Here is a 15,826-nt window from a genome sequence, read left to right as displayed (position 1 = left end):
CGGCGCATTTTCCGATTCAAGGCTAGCCATGAGAAATCCACACAACCCGCGTTTCCCTTCACGCTTAGTGCGTGCCAGCCGGCTGATGCCGGCGCTCATCGCCGCGCTTGTCGCCGCGCCGCAGGCGTGGCCGCAATCCTTCAAGCTGCCGGGTGCAGGCAGTCCCACGCTGCCCGCCGCGACCGCGCCCGCCACGGCGTCACCAACTTCTCCGGCATTGCCGGCATCCACCACTTCGGCGACCACTTCTGCGCAGAGCCGGCCGTCGGCTGCGCCGGCGCAGGCCGGCCGCGTGGTGCCGGTCGATGCGATCGTCGCGGTAGTCAACAACGAAGTCATCACCGCGCAGGAACTCGAATCGCGCATGCAGCTGGTCGAGGCGCGCCTGAAGAGCCAGGGCGTGAGCCTGCCGCCGCGCGCGGAATTCCAGAAGCAGCTGCTCGAGCGCATGATCGTCGACCGCGCCCAGATGCAGGAAGCCAAGGAGCAGGGCATACGCGTGGACGATAATCTGCTCGACAACGCGATCGCCCGCATCGCGCAGCAGAACAGCATGTCGCTGCAGGAATTCCGCAACAAGGTCGAGCGTGACGGCACGCCTTACAACCGCTTCCGCGAAGACATCCGCGGCGAAATCATGATGCAGCGGCTGCGCGAGCGCGAAGTGGTGAACAAGGTGCAGATCACCGAATCCGAAGTCGACAATTTCCTCGCGGCCAACGGCGGCGCGATGTCGGCGCAGCCTGAACTGGACATTGCGCAGATCCTGGTGCGCATCCCGGAAAACGCCACGCCCGAGCAGATCGCCCAGCGCCGCGCGCGCGCCGACGAAGCGCTGCAGCAATTGCGCGGCGGCGCCGATTTCGCGCGCGTGGCCGCCACCTATTCGGATGCCTCGGACGCATTGAACGGCGGCGACATGGGCTGGCGCAGCCCGGACCGCCTGCCGCAATTGTTCGTCGATGCCGTGGCGCAGCGCCAGGATGGCGAGATCAGCGTGGTCAAGAGCGCCAACGGTTTCCATATCCTCAAGCTCGTGGGACGCCGCAGCGCCGCCGCCGGCAACGGCAAGAATGGCGCCGCGCTGCCGGCCGTCACCGAGACCCATGTGCGCCATATCCTGATCAAGGTGAACCAGGTAGTGCCGGCCAACGAGGCGCGGCGCAAGCTGGTCGAGCTGAAGGAGCGCCTGGACCATAAGGCCGCGACTTTCGAAGAACTGGCGCGGCTGTATTCGAACGATGGCTCGGCATCCAAAGGCGGCGACCTGGGCTGGATTTATCCGGGCGACACCGTGCCCGAATTCGAGAAGGCGATGAATGCGCTGCAGCCAGGGCAGATCAGCGATCCGGTGGAGTCGCCCTTCGGCTTCCACCTGATCCAGGTCCTCGAGCGCAAGACCGACGACATGTCCAGGGAGCGCCAGCGCACGCTGGCCAAGCAGGCGCTGCGCGAGCGCAAGGTCGATGAAGCCACCGAAGACTGGCTGCGTCAATTGCGCGACCGCACCTACGTCGAATACCGCAACGACGAACTGGCCGGACTGGCCGGCGCGGCCCGGCAATGACAGACGTGGCCAATGCGGCACTGCATGCCGACCCGAAGCCGACACTGGGCATCACCGTCGGCGAGCCGGCCGGCATCGGCCCCGAGATCGCCATCCGCGCGGCCTGGGAATTGCGCGAGGAAGTCCGTAGCGTGCTGATCGGCGATTCCGCCTTTCTTGCCATGCTCGCCGCCGAGATCGATCCGGCAATCCGCCTGGTGGCCATCTCGCAGTTCGCGCTCAGGAACGATGGTTTGCCGAGCTTTCCGGCGGATCGCATTGCCGTCGTCGATTGCCCGCTCGCCGCGCATGTAACGCCGGGCATGCCGAACGCGCTCAATGGCCGTCAGGTGCTGCAGACGCTGGACGTGGCGATTGAAGGCGCAATGGCCGGCTGGCTCGATGCCATCGTCACTGCGCCGCTGCAGAAAAGCACGATCAACGATGCCGGCGTGCCCTTCACCGGGCATACCGAATACCTGGCCGAGAAAACCCGCACGCCGCAAGTGGTGATGATGCTCGCCACCGAGGCCACGACGCCGCCGCTGCGCGTGGCGCTGGCCACCACGCATTTGCCATTGAAGGACGTGCCGGCGGCGATCACCTTCGACAGCCTGTCGCGCACGCTGGACATCCTGCATGCCGATCTGCGCGGCAAGTTCGGCATGGCTACGCCGCGCATCCTGGTCACAGGCCTGAATCCCCATGCCGGCGAAAACGGTTATCTCGGCCGCGAGGAAATCGAGGTGATCGCGCCGGCACTGGAAGCGGCGCGCTCGCGTGGCATCGACGCCGCCGGGCCGTATCCGGCCGACACCCTGTTCCAGCAGAAGTACCTGAAAGACGCCGACGCGGTGCTGGCCATGTACCACGACCAGGGCCTGCCGGTGTTGAAGCACGCGAGCTTCGGCCGCGGCATCAACATCACGCTCGGCCTGCCCATCATTCGCACCTCGGTCGACCACGGCACCGCGCTGGACGTCGCCGCGCAGGGCCTGGGTCGGGCCGACCATGGCAGCATGATCGAAGCGATCCGCGCCGCAGCGCGCATGGCCGCAACAAAAACCGCAACACAATGAAACACATCCCGAGAAAACGCTTCGGCCAGAACTTCCTGACCGATGACACCGTCCTGTTCGACATCATCCGCGCCATCGATCCGCGACCCGGCGACACGATGGTCGAGATCGGCCCCGGCCTGGCGGCGATGACGGCGCTGCTGCTCGATCAGCTCGATCATCTGCACGTGGTTGAACTCGACCGCGACCTGGTGGAGCGGCTGAAGAAGCGCTTCGATCCGCAGCGCCTGACGATACATGCCGGCGACGCGCTGAAGTTCGATTTCGCCTCGCTCGCGCCCGAAGGCGGCAAGCTGCGCGTGGTCGGCAACCTGCCTTACAACATTTCCAGCCCGCTGCTGTTTCACCTCGCCGACATCGCGCCACGGGTACGCGACCAGCATTTCATGCTGCAGAAGGAAGTGGTCGAGCGCATGGTGGCCGAGCCGGGCAGCAAGACCTATGGCCGGCTGTCGGTGATGCTGCAATGGCGTTACCACATGGAGCTGCTGTTCGTGGTGCCGCCGACCGCGTTCGACCCGCCGCCGCAGGTCGATTCGGCCATCGTGCGCATGATCCCGCTGGCCGCTCCGCTGCACTGCGATGCCGGCAAGCTCGAGCGCGTGGTGCAGAAGGCGTTCTCGCAGCGGCGCAAGGTGATCCGCAATTGCCTGGCCGGGATGTTTGCGGAGCAGGACCTGGTCGATGCCGGCATCGATCCGCAGGCCAGGCCCGAGGCGGTGGCGGTGGAAGCCTACGTCGCGCTGGCGAACCGTCTGCGCGACTGAGCCGGACCGCGCTGCGCGGCAACGGCGTGCGCCTGACATTGCCACCCAGTGCCGCGCAGCACATCAGACGTCCCAACTTCTCTTGTACTTGCTGATCAGCTTTACTTTCTGTTGATTGCCGCTTTCCTGCGCCATCTTTGTCGCTGCCTCGATGACTTCCGCAAGCACCTCTTCGGGTTCATCGTCATCGATACTTGTTGCTATGGGCATCAAGCACTCGAAATATTTTCTTGCCCGGCTTTCGGCCATCGACAAAGTCTCGACCGCATGGTCAGGCGACGCGAAAATGAGTGCGCACATGATGTCGATCTTTCTGTCGTCGTCGATCAGTTGCGAGGTCAAGGCTTCCAGCAGCCTGTTCTCCTGCGCAAGACTGTAGCCCGGCACGCCGAAGACCGTAGCGCCTTCCTTTTCGCTGGCTCCCCCCGAAGAAGACGCCGTATCAGCGAGCAGCATGCCGGCGCATTCGAACGAGAAGGAGTCGCTGTCGAGCAGGAGAGCCAGCGCATCGGCGCCGCAGGGATGCTCATGCTGCGGATCGGCGCCGCGCTGCAGCAACTCCGTGATTACCGCCTTGTCCCCCGAGCGCGCCGCCGAAAAGAGCAGTGCCTGCAACGCCGGTTTCGGCACCGGCATGTCTTTCGTATGCTGCAGCAGGCATGCAAGGACTTCCCCTGGTATTTCTGGCACGAGGTCGACTTCCATGATGCTCTTCTCGATCAATGCGCCCAGCGACGGCAGGATGGCGCCGAGCTCGGCGGGTAAGTGCGGATCGTGTTTCATCAGGATGGGCAGCGCCTTCCATGTTTCACGCTCCCACGGTTCACGCTTACACTTCCAGGCCACGTGCAACGCGCTCTTATACGAGTTGCTTTCAGGAGTTTTCCTGACCATGGCGCAGGCGTGAGCGCCATGCTCGAGCAGCAGTGGAATCAGCTTGATCTTGTTCAGCCTCACCGCGAGCATCAGCGGATTACGGTCGCGCAGCGCGTCCGGCTGCAAGCGCAGTTTTCCTTTCTTCAGGATCAGCTCGCAGGAGGGTTTGCTGCCAATTTGCACCGCCAGGCACAGGCGATCCAGAAGCTCGTCTGGATCGTCGTGTGGCGAGATATCGCAGGCTTCGAGGATGGCGTTGAATACTTCCTTCCCATGAAAGGCGCGTCTTTTGACCAGGCTTTTCAGCACGGCGTTGGCATTGCCGTTTTCCGCGTTCAACAGGCGTTGCACGGGCGCCGGCGGGCTCAGCAGCACGCGCACGAACTGTCCTGAACAGAACTCGGAGACGGACATCAGCAGTGATTTCTCGCGATCGTCATGATCGTCGTAATCCACCTGGCCGTCCCGGATCAATCGCTCGAGCAGCTCCGGCATGTCCATACTCAGCGCGATACGCAGCAGCATCTTGGCCGCTCCCTTTTCGGCATAGGGCGCGGGATGGTGGTCCAGCAGGAACATCACCAGGTCTTGCGCCTTTTCCTCAGCCTTTGTCGCCGCTTCGAGCGGGGAAGAGTTTCCGTCAAAACCGAATCTGTCATCACCATCGTCACCGAAGCAAATGCGCGCGCCGCGTTGCAACAGAATCTTGATGATGTCGCGATTGTCTTGCTGTACCGCCGCGGTCAACGCCGTCATTTTGGTGTCCGGGCTGGCGCCGTCGACGTAGGCACCGCCATCAAGTGCGTAAAGGACAAGGTCAAGGCTGCCGAATTTCGCGGCAAGACGCAGCAGCGACTGGCGCCACGCGCGACCGAGCTGTTGCGGTTTGCCCGATAAGGCGAAGGCCATCAGCGCCTCGAGGTTGCCGCGGTCGCAGGCCCCCACCTGGGGCGGCATTCCAGATTTATTGACCTGTTCGGCCGATGCGCCATGGCGAAGCAGCCAGGTGACGACGGCGGCATTGTCGTTCACATTCAGCGCCGACCACAGCGCCCGTTGCGCGGCTTTGCGCAGGCCGGCGGCATCGACGCATTGCGTGAGCCGGGCATGGATGTTTTCCAGCACCGTGATGTTGCCGCGCTTCGCTGCATGGCGCAGGTCGGCGGCCAGCTTCGCGCCCATGCTCGTGTCCTGCGTCTTGCCGGACAGGCTGATTTCCCATTCGGCCAGCGCATTGAAGGCATCGGTGTGCTCGCGGATGGCGGCGAGTTCGCGCGCGGTGCGGCCCTGCGCATTCGGCAGGTCGGCGCGCGCGCCGCATTCCAGCAGCAGCCGGATGATGCCGGCATTGCCTATCCTGGCTGCTTCCATCAGCGCGCTGTGTCCCTTGCCATTGCAACGATCGATATCGATTTGCGCGCCCGATCGCAGCAGCAGCTTGACGACTTCGACATTGCCGCTGGCCGCGGCCAGCGTCAGCGGCAGGTTGCCGTTGCCATCCGCCCCGTTCAGCAGGGCGGGGGTATGTCTGGCGCAATGCTCCACCAGCAGCGCGATCACTTCCATCGGCGCTTCGTAGGAGATCGCCAGGGTCAGCGCGTTCTCGCCGGCATGCGCGGCGAAAACGGTGGCGCGCACGCCTTCTGCCTGGTCACGCGCTTCCTGCAAGGCATCGACGATGTGCTCTTTCAATTTCGCGTCGAGCGCATCCTCGTTTCCGAAGGAGTACTCGAATGTCTTGCTCGCCTCCCTGCGGTCGCTGTCGTGCTTGGCGGCTACTGCTGCCATCGCGTCGGCCTCTCGTTGCCGCTGCTCCGGTTGCAGCACGTCGCCCGGTGACGCGCTTTGACGCAGCAGCTCGCGCACCAGCGCGCCATCCCAAGTCAGGATTGCTTCATGCAGTGGCCCCGAGCTATTCACGATAGGCTTCTTGTTCTCTCCTCCTTTTTTTTCTGCTTCCCCTTGCTGCCTGAGCGGCAGGAACAGGATGCGCCGCTGTGCAACCAGCTTTTGTTCACGCGCCTTGTTGAGCACGAAAGCAACCACACCTTCATGGTCGAACGGCATTCCCTTGTCGACGAAGTCCTGGTGAAAGGCGGCAAGCTCGTCGACCTCGGGAAAGGTGGCTTCGATCGCGCCGCGCAGCCTGTCGGGAAAGCGCGCCAGCAATTCCGCATACCCGTTGGGGGCGGTCGTGTTGTGCAGGGGCTGGGCGCCGGAAGTTACTGTCGGCGCGTTGGAAGTCGAAAAAGCGGAACTCGAAAAGGCGGAACTGCTGCTGCGGTCCATAAGCGCATCTCCATGGTTGAAGACGAGCGTGACATGCACATGTCAGGCTCGAGGGAGCGCTTAGTGAGATGCGGTAGGGGGCGGTTCAGTAGTGCGAACCGGAATGCGAAAGCCGCACCGGGCCATGCGGCGGGAGGCCAGGGAAGGTGCAGGGGCCACGCACCGGCAGTGCGCTAGACCAATCCGAACCAGCCCAGCAGCGCCCCCGCGCCGAGCAGCCATAGCAGGTGTATGCGGGTGCGCCAGACGATCAGCGTCGATGCTGCAGTGACCAGCCATAGCGGCCAGTCGGTGGCCAGCTGGTTGTGCGCCGCGGTCATCAGCCAGCCGGTGGCGATGATCAGCCCGATGACAATGGGAGACAGCCCGGCCTTGAAGGCCCGCACGGCGCGCAGGTCGCGGTTGCGATGGCCCCAGCGCGCGGCGTAGTAGGTCAGCGTGGTGCTGGGGATCAGGATGCCGCCCATCGTGATGGACGCGCCGAGCAGGCCCAGCAGCATGCCGCCGGCATTGGTGCCGACCGTCCAGCCCATCAACGCGATGAACAGCACGTTCGGTCCCGGCGCGGCCTGCGCCAGCGCGATCGAGGCATTGAACTGGGCGTCGGTGAGCCAACCCTGCTGGTCGACCAGGTAACGATGCATGTCCGGCGCGGTGCTGATCGCGCCGCCCACGGCCAGCAGCGACAGGCCGAGGTAATGGATGAACAGGCTCAGCCAGTCGGCCGCCTGCAGATGCAGCGTCGGGCTCATGCGCGGATCCTGTGCCAGGTCAGCACGCAGGACAGCGTGCCGAGGATGCCGAGCACCCAGGCCAGCGGCACATGCCACAGCGCCACCGCGACGAAGCACAGGCCCGCGATGGTCAGGCCCGCCGGACGGCCCAGCGGATGCCGGTTCAATGCCGTCACCAGCTTCAGGCCCGAAGCGATGATGAGTCCCGCGGCCACCGCGCCCATGCCGCGCAGCGCGCCGGCCACGCCGGGATGCTGCGCATACTGCGCATAGGCGATCGCCATGGCCAGCACCACGATCGTCGGGAAGGTCAGCATGCCGGCCAGCGCTGCGATCGCGCCCGGCAGGCCGAAATAGCGCGAGCCCAGCATCAGCGACAGGTTGACCACGTTCGGTCCCGGCAGAATCTGCGCGACCGCCCATTCCTCAACGAATTCTTCTCGGGTAAGCCAACGCTTGCGCTCGACCAGTTCATGCTGGACTACGGCCAGCACGCCGCCAAAGCCTTGCAGCGCGAGGAAGGACATGGACAGGAACAGGTCGAGCAGTGAGCGGGGTTGCGGACGGTCGGGTGAAATGGTGGGCGTGGACGCGGACATGTGCTTGTTCGAGGCGAGGTACCGGAAGCCGCCAGCGCGGAAGGCGCCGGGGCTCGTGCATCCTATCATCCACCGGCCTTTGCACCCAACTCTTCTATAAGACTTGCGGCCCGCGCAAACGTTGGCGCGCGGTTTCGGGTTAAGCTCTGGCCTCTTCGTCAACCCTTATCAACAACGGAGCGATCCATCCATGCGATTTCGAAACAGCATTCTGGCTGGCGCGCTGCTGCTCGCGGGCGCGGCGCACGGCGAGACAGTGGGCGAGGTCAGCACCGTGTTCAAGCTGGTCGGACCGAATCACAAGATCGTGGTCGATGCCTATGACGATCCGAAGGTCGAGGGCGTGGCCTGCTACCTGTCCCGTGCCCGCACCGGCGGCATCAAGGGCGCGCTCGGCGTGGCCGAGGACAAGGCCGAAGCGTCAGTCGCCTGCCGCCAGGTCGGCGAGATCCGTTTCAAGGGCAACTTGCCGCAGCAGGAGGAAGTGTTCAACGAGCGCGCATCGATCATGTTCAAGCGGGTGCGGGTGGTGCGCATGGTCGATGCGAAACGCAATGCGCTGGTCTACCTGGTGTATTCGGATCGGGTCATCGAAGGCAGTCCGCAGAACAGCGTGACCGCCGTGCCGCTGCCGGCGGGCACGAGCGTGCCGCTTGCCAGATAAGCGCGAGGGAGAACCTGGATGATGCAAGCAATGCGCACCGCCACCCTGGTCACCGCGCTGACGCTGTTGGCCGGCTGCGAACAGGCCAGGCTGCCGCTGATGGCCGGCACCGGTCCGAACCCGACGCTGCCGCCGCCGGTGCACAGCCTGGTTCCGACGGTGCATATCGCGCCGGCGCAGGGCTGGCCGCCGGGCGCCGCGCCCACCGCCGCCGCCGGGCTCGAAGTCAAACCCTATGCGACCGGGCTGGACCATCCGCGCTGGCTCTATACCTTGCCCAATGGCGATGTGCTGGTGGCCGAGACCAATGCGCCGGAAAAGCCGCAGGATGCGAAGGGCTTGCGCGGCCGCATCATGAAAATGGTGATGAAGCGCGCCGGCGCCGGCATGAAGAGTCCGGACCGCATCACGCTGCTGCGCGATGCGGATGGCGACGGTGTGGCCGAGACCAAGACCGAATTCCTGAAGGGCCTGCATTCGCCGTTTGGCATGGCGCTCATCGGCGACGCGCTGTACGTGGCCGATACCGACGCGGTGCTGCGCTTTCCCTACAAGCCGGGCGCGACCGAGATTAGCGCCAAGGGCGAGAAGGTGGCCGATCTGCCGGCCGGTCCGATCAACCATCACTGGACCAAGAACATCCTGGCCAGCCCGGATGGCAAGACGCTGTATGCGACCGTCGGCTCGAACAGCAACGTTGCCGAGAACGGCATCGAAGCCGAGGAAAACCGCGCCGCGATTCTGGAGATCGATCTGGCCAGCGGCAAGTCGCGGGTCTATGCATCCGGCCTGCGCAATCCGAACGGCATGGCCTGGCAGCCGAAGACCGGCGCGCTGTGGACCGTGGTCAACGAGCGCGACGAGCTTGGCAGCGACCTGGTGCCGGACTACCTGACCTCGGTGAAGGAAGGCGGCTTCTACGGTTGGCCCTACAGCTATTACGGCCAGATCGTCGATGCCCGGGTCAAGCCGCAACGGCCCGAGCTGGTGGCGCGTGCCCTGAAGCCGGACTATGCGCTCGGCGCGCACACCGCATCGCTCGGTCTGCTCTTCTATCAGGGCAGGCTCTTGCCCGAGCGCTATCGCAACGGCGCCTTCATCGGCCAGCATGGTTCCTGGAACCGCAGGCCGAGAAGCGGCTATGAAGTCGTGTTCGTGCCCTTCGATGATGCGGGCATGCCATCGGGGCCGGTCGAGGAAGTGCTGACCGGTTTCGTCGACAAGGATGGCAATGCGCTCGGACGGCCGGTCGGCGTGACGGTGGACAGAGCCGGCGCGCTTCTGGTGGCCGACGATGTCGGCAATGTGGTGTGGCGGGTGACGCCGGCGAAGTAGGCTGCGGCGAAGACCGCGCGTCGGTGCGGCTTGCGGCGCAATTGGTGTACCCTCACGCGATGACGAATCCAGCCACCACCACTCCATTCGCCGCCGGGCGCTTCATCAAGGAAATCGGCCGCGGCAAGAAGGGCGCGCGCAGCCTCTCACGCGACGATGCCCGTGAGCTCTATGCCGCGATGCTCGACGGCCGCGTGTCCGACCTGGAAATGGGCGGCCTGCTTCTGGCCATGCGCATCAAGGGCGAATCGGTAGACGAGATCGCCGGTTTTCTCGATGCCGCTGAAGCCTCGTTCTCCCTGCTTGCAGCGCCAGCCGCCAGCCATGCGCCTGTGGTTATCCCGAGCTACAACGGCTCGCGTTCGCTGCCCAATCTCACGCCGCTGCTGGCGCTGCTGCTTGCGCGCGAAGGCGTGCCGGTGCTGATGCATGGCGTGCTCACCGATCCGGGGCGGGTGACCAGCGCCGAAATCCTGCGCGAGCTCGGCTTGCCGGTGGCGCAATCCGCCGCGAACGCCGCCGCAGCCTTTGCCGCCGGCAGGCCGGCCTTCCTGCCCATCGAAGCGCTGGCGCCGAAGATGGCGCGGCTACTGGCCTTGCGGCGCATTCTGGGCGTGCGCAATTCCACGCATACGCTGGTCAAGATCCTGCAGCCCTTCAGCGCTCCGGCGCTGCGGCTGACTTCGTATACCCATCCCGAATACTTCACGATGCTTTCCGAGTATTTCGCGCAATGCGCTCCCGCCGACCGTGGCGATGCGTTCCTGATGCGCGGCACCGAGGGCGAGACCGTGGCCAATCCGAAGCGCGCGAACCGTATCGACTGGTTCCATGCCGGCGCGGCGCAAGTGCTGGTGGAGCGGCAGCCGCCGCAGGAAACCCTGCCGGATCTGCCCGATGGCAGCGATGCCGCGACCACCGCGCGCTGGATCGAAGCCGCGCTGCGCGGTGAACGGCCGATGCCGCCGGCGATACTCGAGCAGGTGGCGCATTGCCGCGAGGTGGCGGCCAGCCTGCGCGTCTGAGACGCTCTGGCTTCGCTGGCGCCCTTTCCGGGTGAGTCGCGGCACCGCGCTGGTGCTCGGGCTCACCGCGAACCGGCGCCATACGCTCGCGCATGCGTTGCAATGGGGCATGCGGCAACTCTGGAGCATGGAACGGGGCTTGCAAGTAGCGGGCATTACGCCTTTCAGCAGACTTCCCATGACCTACGCAGCAAAAACCTATCTCGTCGGCGCCGGTCCCGGTGATCCGGAACTGTTGACCATCAAGGCGGCGAAGGCGATCGCCGCTGCCGATGTGATCCTGATCGACGATCTCGTCAACCGCGCGGTGCTGCAGCATGCGCGGGTTGATGCGCGCATCGTCGAAGTCGGCAAGCGCGGCGGCTGCCAGTCCACGCCGCAGGAATTCATCGAACGGCTGATGATCGCCGAGTCGCGCGCCGGGCATTGCGTGGTGCGATTGAAGGGCGGCGATCCGTACATCTTCGGCCGCGGCGGCGAGGAATGCGCGCATCTGCGCGAAGCGGGCATCCCGGTGGAAGTCATCAACGGCATCACCAGTGGCCTGGCCGCGCCGGCCTCGATCGGCGTGCCGCTGACCCATCGCGACCATACCCAGGGCGTGATCCTGGTCACCGGGCATGGCAAGAGCGCGGACACGGAGCCGGACTGGGCCACGCTGGCGAAGCTGGATTTGACCCTGGTGATCTACATGGGCATCGCGCGCTGCGGCGAGATCGTCGCGGCGCTTCTGGCCGGCGGCAAGGCGGCCGATACGCCGGCGGCGGTGATCCATGCGGCCACCGGCACGGGGCAGGCGCATCTGATCAGCACCCTGGCCGCGCTGCCGCAGGCGCTGGCTGAGTCAAGCTTGGGCAGCCCGGGCATCATCGTGATCGGCGATGTGGTGCGCTGCGCCGAACAATTGCAGACGCTTGCCGCGGAGCAGGCCGCGGCCGCATAGAAACCGCGTGGGGCAGGGCGCGGCGGATGCCGCTACAATCGCGGCTTTTCCCGCTTTCCCCATTTCCATGTCCCAGCAGTTTGATGTCGCCGTCATCGGCGCGGGCGCGGCCGGCATGATGTGCGCCGGCGTCGCCGGCCAGCGCGGTCGGCGCGTAGTCATCATCGACCATGCGAGCCGGCTCGCCGAAAAAATCCGCATCTCCGGCGGCGGTCGCTGCAATTTCACCAATATCGATGCCGGCCCGCAGAATTTCCTGTCCGGCAATCCGCATTTCTGCCGCAGCGCGCTGGCGCGCTATACCTCGCGCGATTTTCTCGATCTCGTGAATCGGCATCGCATTCCCTGGCATGAGAAGCACAAGGGGCAATTGTTCTGCGACCGTTCGGCGGAAGACATCATCGCCATGCTCAAGGCCGAATGCGATGCCGGCGGCGTAGCCTGGCGCATGCCGGTGAAGGTGGCGGGCGTGAGTCGTGCCGGCGAGCGTTTTCGCATCGATACCGATGGCGGTGTGATCGAGGCGGCCAGTCTCGTGATCGCGACCGGGGGTTTGTCGATACCGAAGATCGGCGCTACTGATTTCGCCTTTCGGATCGCCAAGCAGTTTGATGTTCCGGTGGTAGCGACAAGGCCGGCGCTGGTGCCGCTGACCTTCGATGACGCCGGCTGGCAGGCTTACACGCCGCTGGCGGGCATCGCGCTGCCGGTCGACATCGAAACCGGCGAGAAGCGCTCGCGCATGCGCTTTCGCGAAGACCTGCTGTTCACCCATCGCGGTCTTTCCGGGCCGGCGGTGCTGCAGATATCGAGCTACTGGATGGATGGCGCGGCGCTGACGATCAACCTGCTGCCGGAAGTCGATGTCGCCGCAGAACTGCTGGGCAACAAGGGCGCGATCCGCAAGAACCTGGCCAATCACCTGTCGGGCTGGCTGCCGGCGCGGCTGGTCGAGGGTTTGCTTGCCGCCAACCGCTTCGATCCCGCCGCGCGGGCGGCCGACATGCCGGACCGCGAATTACGTCGGCTGGCCGACATCCTGAACCGCTGGACCATCGTGCCGAGTGGCTCGGAAGGCTATCGCAAGGCTGAAGTGACTCGCGGCGGCGTCGATACCCGGGCGTTGTCGCAGCAGACCATGATGGTCAATGCAGTGCCGGGTTTGCACTTCATCGGCGAAGCGGTCGACGTCACCGGGTGGCTCGGCGGTTACAATTTCCAGTGGGCATGGGCTTCCGGCGTGGCGGCGGGGGTGGCGACTTGAAGAAAACCGTTGACTTGTCAATACGCGCTGTTATACTCGCCGACTCCCAATTCAAAACCAACTTTCCTGGTTTAAGTACATGACCACTATTCGTCTGAAAGAAAACGAGCCGTTCGAAGTCGCAATGCGACGCTTCAAGCGCACCATCGAAAAAACCGGTCTGTTGACCGAACTGCGTGCGCGCGAGTTCTACGAGAAGCCGACCGCAGAGCGCAAGCGCAAGCTCGCCGCTGCCGTGAAGCGCCACTACAAGCGCATCCGCAGCCAGCAGCTGCCCAAGAAACTGTACTGAGATTTCGCCGCCATGATGCGGCCGCGTTGTTAACCCGCTCCGGAATTCCGCAGCGGGTTTTGCCATTTATCCCACCGCAGTTTGCGGATTGCACAGAAGGAAAATCATGGGCCTGAAGGAAAGAATCACCGAGGACATGAAGGCGGCAATGCGCGCCAAGGATAGCGCCCGTCTCGGCACGATCAGGTTGCTGACCGCGGCGATCAAGCAGAAGGAAGTCGATGAGCGCATCGTGACCGATGATGCGCAGGTGCAGGCGATCGTCGAAAAGATGATCAAGCAGCGCAAGGATTCGATTACCCAGTTCGAGGCCGGCGGTCGCCAGGATCTGGCCGACAATGAACGCGCCGAAATGGCCGTGCTGTCCGAATACATGCCCGCCGCCGCTTCCGAAGACGAAGTGCGCGCCGAAGTCGCCGCCGCGGTGGCTGCCACCGGCGCTTCCGGCCCGCAGGACATGGGACGCGTGATGGCGCTGGTCAAGCAGAAGCTGGCCGGCCGCGCCGATATGACCCAAGTGTCCGCGCTGGTGAAAGCCGCGCTGGCCAAGAGCTGATTCCCCTGCAAGACGAAGCCGGGGCGCCTTCTTGATACCCGCTTCCTTCATCCAGGACCTGCTGTCCCGCGTCGACATCGTCGACGTGGTGGGTCGCTATGTGCAATTGAAGAAGGGCGGCGCGAACTACATGGGCCTGTGCCCATTCCATAACGAAAAGTCGCCCAGTTTTACGGTCAGCCCAACCAAGCAGTTTTATCACTGCTTCGGCTGTGGCGCGCACGGCAGCGCAATCGGCTTCCTGATGGAGTATTCCGGCCTTGGGTACGTCGAGGCGATCAAGGATCTGGCGCAGAACGTCGGCATGGTCGTGCCGCAACAGGAAGACCGGCTGCCGCCCGGCAAACGCGCTGAAGTGCAGGCGAAGTCGCTGGCATTGTCCGAGGCGATGAGCCGGGCGAACGTTTTTTATCAACAACAGTTGCGCGGCGCACAGAATGCAAAAACTTATTTGCAGGGGCGCGGTCTCACGGGTGAGATCGCGCTGCGCTTTCAACTGGGTTACGCACCGTCGGGTTGGGACAATCTGCGTGCAGCCTTCCCCGATTATGAGGATGCGGCGCTGGTCGAGTCGGGGCTGGTCATCGAGCGCAACGAAGATGGCGGTCCACGCAAGCGTTATGACCGCTTTCGGGATCGCATCATGTTCCCGATCAGGAATACCAAGGGCCAGGTAATCGCCTTTGGTGGTCGCGTGCTCGATGGCGGCGAGCCGAAATACTTGAATTCACCCGAGACGCCCCTATTTCAAAAGGGCAGCGAGCTCTACGGCCTGTTCGAGGCCAGACAGGCGATACGCGAAGCGGGATACGTGCTGGTGACCGAGGGATACATGGATGTGGTGGCCCTGGCGCAACTGGGCTTTCCCCAGGCGGTGGCAACGCTGGGAACCGCGTGCACACCGGTTCACGTGCAAAAGCTCTTGCGACAAACCGACAACCTGGTGTTCAGCTTTGATGGCGATGCCGCTGGCCGCCGCGCCGCGCGCAGGGCGCTCGATGCCTGCCTGCCGCATGCCGGTGATGCCAAATCGATGAAGTTTCTGTTTCTGCCCAGCGAGCATGACCCGGACAGCTATGTGCGTGAATATGGCACGGAAGCATTTGAAACGCAGATCCGCGACGCGATGCCGCTCTCGCAATTCCTGTTGAACGAGGTGAGCGCCGAGGGCGAAATGCATACTGCCGAGGGCCGTGCCCGGGCGCAATTCCACGCAAAATCCTTGCTGCAGGCAATGCCGGCTTCCGGGTTGCGTTTGCAAATCGTGCGCAGTCTGGCGCAAATGACACAGACCACGCCGGCGGAGATCGAAGCGCTGTTTGAATTGTCCAAACCCGTAACTCCACGCCGCGCCGCGCCGCCGCCCAGGAGCAGCCGCGCCGCGCCGGCGGATATGGAAAAGAAGGTGATTCGCCTGTTGCTGGCGCAACCTGCGCTGGCTGCCGAAATGAGCGCCGGGGCGGTGGATGCGCTGGCTGCGGTGGCGCCCGACGGCGGCGCCATGCTGCGTCAACTGCTCGAAACGATCGAAACCATGGGAACCAGTCCGAATTTCGCCGCGCTTGCCGAGCAATTGCGCGCCTCGGGCCCGGATTTCGATGGAATGATCGCCGAGCTCCTGGGCGAAGCCGAATACGAGCCGGAAGTGGCTCGACTCGAATTGCGCGGCGCAGTGCGGCAGTGCCGGATGAAGCTGGTCAAGGCGGAAATGGACCGGCTGACCGCATCAGGTTCCACCACGCCCGAGGTGCTCGCCCGCTTGCGAGAATTGTGGAATCTGCATGAGCGGCTGAAGCAGCAGGCCGCTGCCGATACCGCTTCCACAGGGGCAGCATAGTTGCTGAAGCGCTAATGTGC

General features: G+C 64.4%; 14 protein-coding genes. 11 read left to right on the top strand and 3 right to left on the bottom strand.

Annotated elements, in window-relative coordinates; all coding sequences use genetic code 11:
• Positions 1-28: 28 nt before the first annotated feature.
• Genes JJB74_RS03725 through rsmA form a run of 3 tightly spaced genes read left to right on the top strand, consistent with a single transcriptional unit; the run spans position 29 to position 3,392 of the window.
• Complete coding sequence (locus JJB74_RS03725) at positions 29-1,567, top strand: peptidylprolyl isomerase (protein ID WP_234483648.1); 1,539 nt, start codon at positions 29-31, stop codon at positions 1,565-1,567.
• Entirely contained in the window at positions 1,564-2,625 is a 1,062-nt protein-coding gene (pdxA, locus tag JJB74_RS03720) for a 4-hydroxythreonine-4-phosphate dehydrogenase PdxA (RefSeq protein ID WP_200590443.1), read from the top strand. Before JJB74_RS03725 ends, pdxA begins: the two co-directional genes overlap by 4 nt.
• Entirely contained in the window at positions 2,622-3,392 is a 771-nt protein-coding gene (gene rsmA / locus JJB74_RS03715; protein ID WP_200590442.1) for a 16S rRNA (adenine(1518)-N(6)/adenine(1519)-N(6))-dimethyltransferase RsmA, read from the top strand. Before pdxA ends, rsmA begins: the two co-directional genes overlap by 4 nt.
• A gap of 63 nt (positions 3,393-3,455) precedes the next feature.
• On the opposite strand, the gene JJB74_RS03710 is transcribed toward rsmA, so the two are convergent.
• The 3 genes from JJB74_RS03710 to JJB74_RS03700 all read right to left on the bottom strand — a co-directional run bounded on the left by JJB74_RS03710 (position 3,456) and on the right by JJB74_RS03700 (position 7,890).
• On the bottom strand, positions 3,456-6,557 hold the full coding sequence (locus JJB74_RS03710; RefSeq protein ID WP_200590441.1) for an ankyrin repeat domain-containing protein: 3,102 nt from the start codon (positions 6,555-6,557) through the stop codon (positions 3,456-3,458).
• 173 nt (positions 6,558-6,730) lie between these two features.
• On the bottom strand, positions 6,731-7,309 hold the full coding sequence (locus JJB74_RS03705) for a chromate transporter (protein WP_200590440.1): 579 nt from the start codon (positions 7,307-7,309) through the stop codon (positions 6,731-6,733).
• Positions 7,306-7,890, bottom strand: coding sequence for a chromate transporter (locus JJB74_RS03700; RefSeq protein WP_200590439.1), 585 nt, complete (start codon positions 7,888-7,890; stop codon positions 7,306-7,308). Before JJB74_RS03700 ends, JJB74_RS03705 begins: the two co-directional genes overlap by 4 nt.
• A 190-nt stretch (positions 7,891-8,080) precedes the next feature.
• On the opposite strand from JJB74_RS03700, the gene JJB74_RS03695 reads away from it, so the two are divergent.
• The 8 genes from JJB74_RS03695 to dnaG all read left to right on the top strand — a co-directional run bounded on the left by JJB74_RS03695 (position 8,081) and on the right by dnaG (position 15,806).
• A complete protein-coding gene (locus JJB74_RS03695) occupies positions 8,081-8,554 on the top strand; it encodes a CreA family protein (RefSeq protein WP_200590438.1) in 474 nt (157 codons plus the stop codon).
• A gap of 21 nt (positions 8,555-8,575) precedes the next feature.
• Positions 8,576-9,889, top strand: coding sequence for a PQQ-dependent sugar dehydrogenase (locus JJB74_RS03690; protein WP_200590759.1), 1,314 nt, complete (start codon positions 8,576-8,578; stop codon positions 9,887-9,889).
• A gap of 59 nt (positions 9,890-9,948) precedes the next feature.
• Positions 9,949-10,914 (top strand): DNA-binding protein YbiB, encoded by a 966-nt coding sequence (gene ybiB, locus JJB74_RS03685; protein ID WP_200590758.1) that lies wholly within the window; start codon positions 9,949-9,951, stop codon positions 10,912-10,914.
• Positions 10,915-11,092: 178 nt separating this feature from the next.
• Positions 11,093-11,857: a uroporphyrinogen-III C-methyltransferase gene (cobA, locus tag JJB74_RS03680; protein ID WP_200590437.1), complete on the top strand. Its 765-nt coding sequence runs from the start codon at positions 11,093-11,095 to the stop codon at positions 11,855-11,857.
• 67 nt (positions 11,858-11,924) lie between these two features.
• The gene (locus JJB74_RS03675; RefSeq protein WP_200590436.1) at positions 11,925-13,121 is read left to right on the top strand and encodes a BaiN/RdsA family NAD(P)/FAD-dependent oxidoreductase; all 1,197 of its coding nucleotides are present in this window, start codon (positions 11,925-11,927) and stop codon (positions 13,119-13,121) included.
• 79 nt (positions 13,122-13,200) lie between these two features.
• The gene (rpsU, locus tag JJB74_RS03670) at positions 13,201-13,413 is read left to right on the top strand and encodes a 30S ribosomal protein S21 (protein ID WP_005665410.1); all 213 of its coding nucleotides are present in this window, start codon (positions 13,201-13,203) and stop codon (positions 13,411-13,413) included.
• A gap of 106 nt (positions 13,414-13,519) precedes the next feature.
• A complete protein-coding gene (locus JJB74_RS03665) occupies positions 13,520-13,969 on the top strand; it encodes a GatB/YqeY domain-containing protein (RefSeq protein WP_200590435.1) in 450 nt (149 codons plus the stop codon).
• 31 nt (positions 13,970-14,000) lie between these two features.
• Positions 14,001-15,806 carry a DNA primase gene (gene dnaG, locus JJB74_RS03660; RefSeq protein ID WP_200590434.1) on the top strand — a complete coding sequence of 602 codons (1,806 nt, stop codon included), beginning with the start codon at positions 14,001-14,003 and terminating at the stop codon, positions 15,804-15,806.
• The last annotated feature ends 20 nt before the right edge of the window (positions 15,807-15,826 follow it).

The organism is Noviherbaspirillum pedocola (assembly GCF_016632335.1).
Taxonomy (GTDB): domain Bacteria; phylum Pseudomonadota; class Gammaproteobacteria; order Burkholderiales; family Burkholderiaceae_D; genus Noviherbaspirillum_A; species Noviherbaspirillum_A pedocola.
This window is presented reverse-complemented; position numbering and strand designations above follow the sequence as displayed.

Coding starts and splice junctions, on each gene's coding strand:
- JJB74_RS03725 (WP_234483648.1), top strand. CDS start 29: ATGAGAAATCCACACAACCCGCGTTTCCCTTCACGCTTAGTGCGTGCC.
- pdxA (WP_200590443.1), top strand. CDS start 1,564: ATGACAGACGTGGCCAATGCGGCACTGCATGCCGACCCGAAGCCGACA.
- rsmA (WP_200590442.1), top strand. CDS start 2,622: ATGAAACACATCCCGAGAAAACGCTTCGGCCAGAACTTCCTGACCGAT.
- JJB74_RS03710 (WP_200590441.1), bottom strand. CDS start 6,557: ATGGACCGCAGCAGCAGTTCCGCCTTTTCGAGTTCCGCTTTTTCGACT.
- JJB74_RS03705 (WP_200590440.1), bottom strand. CDS start 7,309: ATGAGCCCGACGCTGCATCTGCAGGCGGCCGACTGGCTGAGCCTGTTC.
- JJB74_RS03700 (WP_200590439.1), bottom strand. CDS start 7,890: ATGTCCGCGTCCACGCCCACCATTTCACCCGACCGTCCGCAACCCCGC.
- JJB74_RS03695 (WP_200590438.1), top strand. CDS start 8,081: ATGCGATTTCGAAACAGCATTCTGGCTGGCGCGCTGCTGCTCGCGGGC.
- JJB74_RS03690 (WP_200590759.1), top strand. CDS start 8,576: ATGCAAGCAATGCGCACCGCCACCCTGGTCACCGCGCTGACGCTGTTG.
- ybiB (WP_200590758.1), top strand. CDS start 9,949: ATGACGAATCCAGCCACCACCACTCCATTCGCCGCCGGGCGCTTCATC.
- cobA (WP_200590437.1), top strand. CDS start 11,093: ATGACCTACGCAGCAAAAACCTATCTCGTCGGCGCCGGTCCCGGTGAT.
- JJB74_RS03675 (WP_200590436.1), top strand. CDS start 11,925: ATGTCCCAGCAGTTTGATGTCGCCGTCATCGGCGCGGGCGCGGCCGGC.
- rpsU (WP_005665410.1), top strand. CDS start 13,201: ATGACCACTATTCGTCTGAAAGAAAACGAGCCGTTCGAAGTCGCAATG.
- JJB74_RS03665 (WP_200590435.1), top strand. CDS start 13,520: ATGGGCCTGAAGGAAAGAATCACCGAGGACATGAAGGCGGCAATGCGC.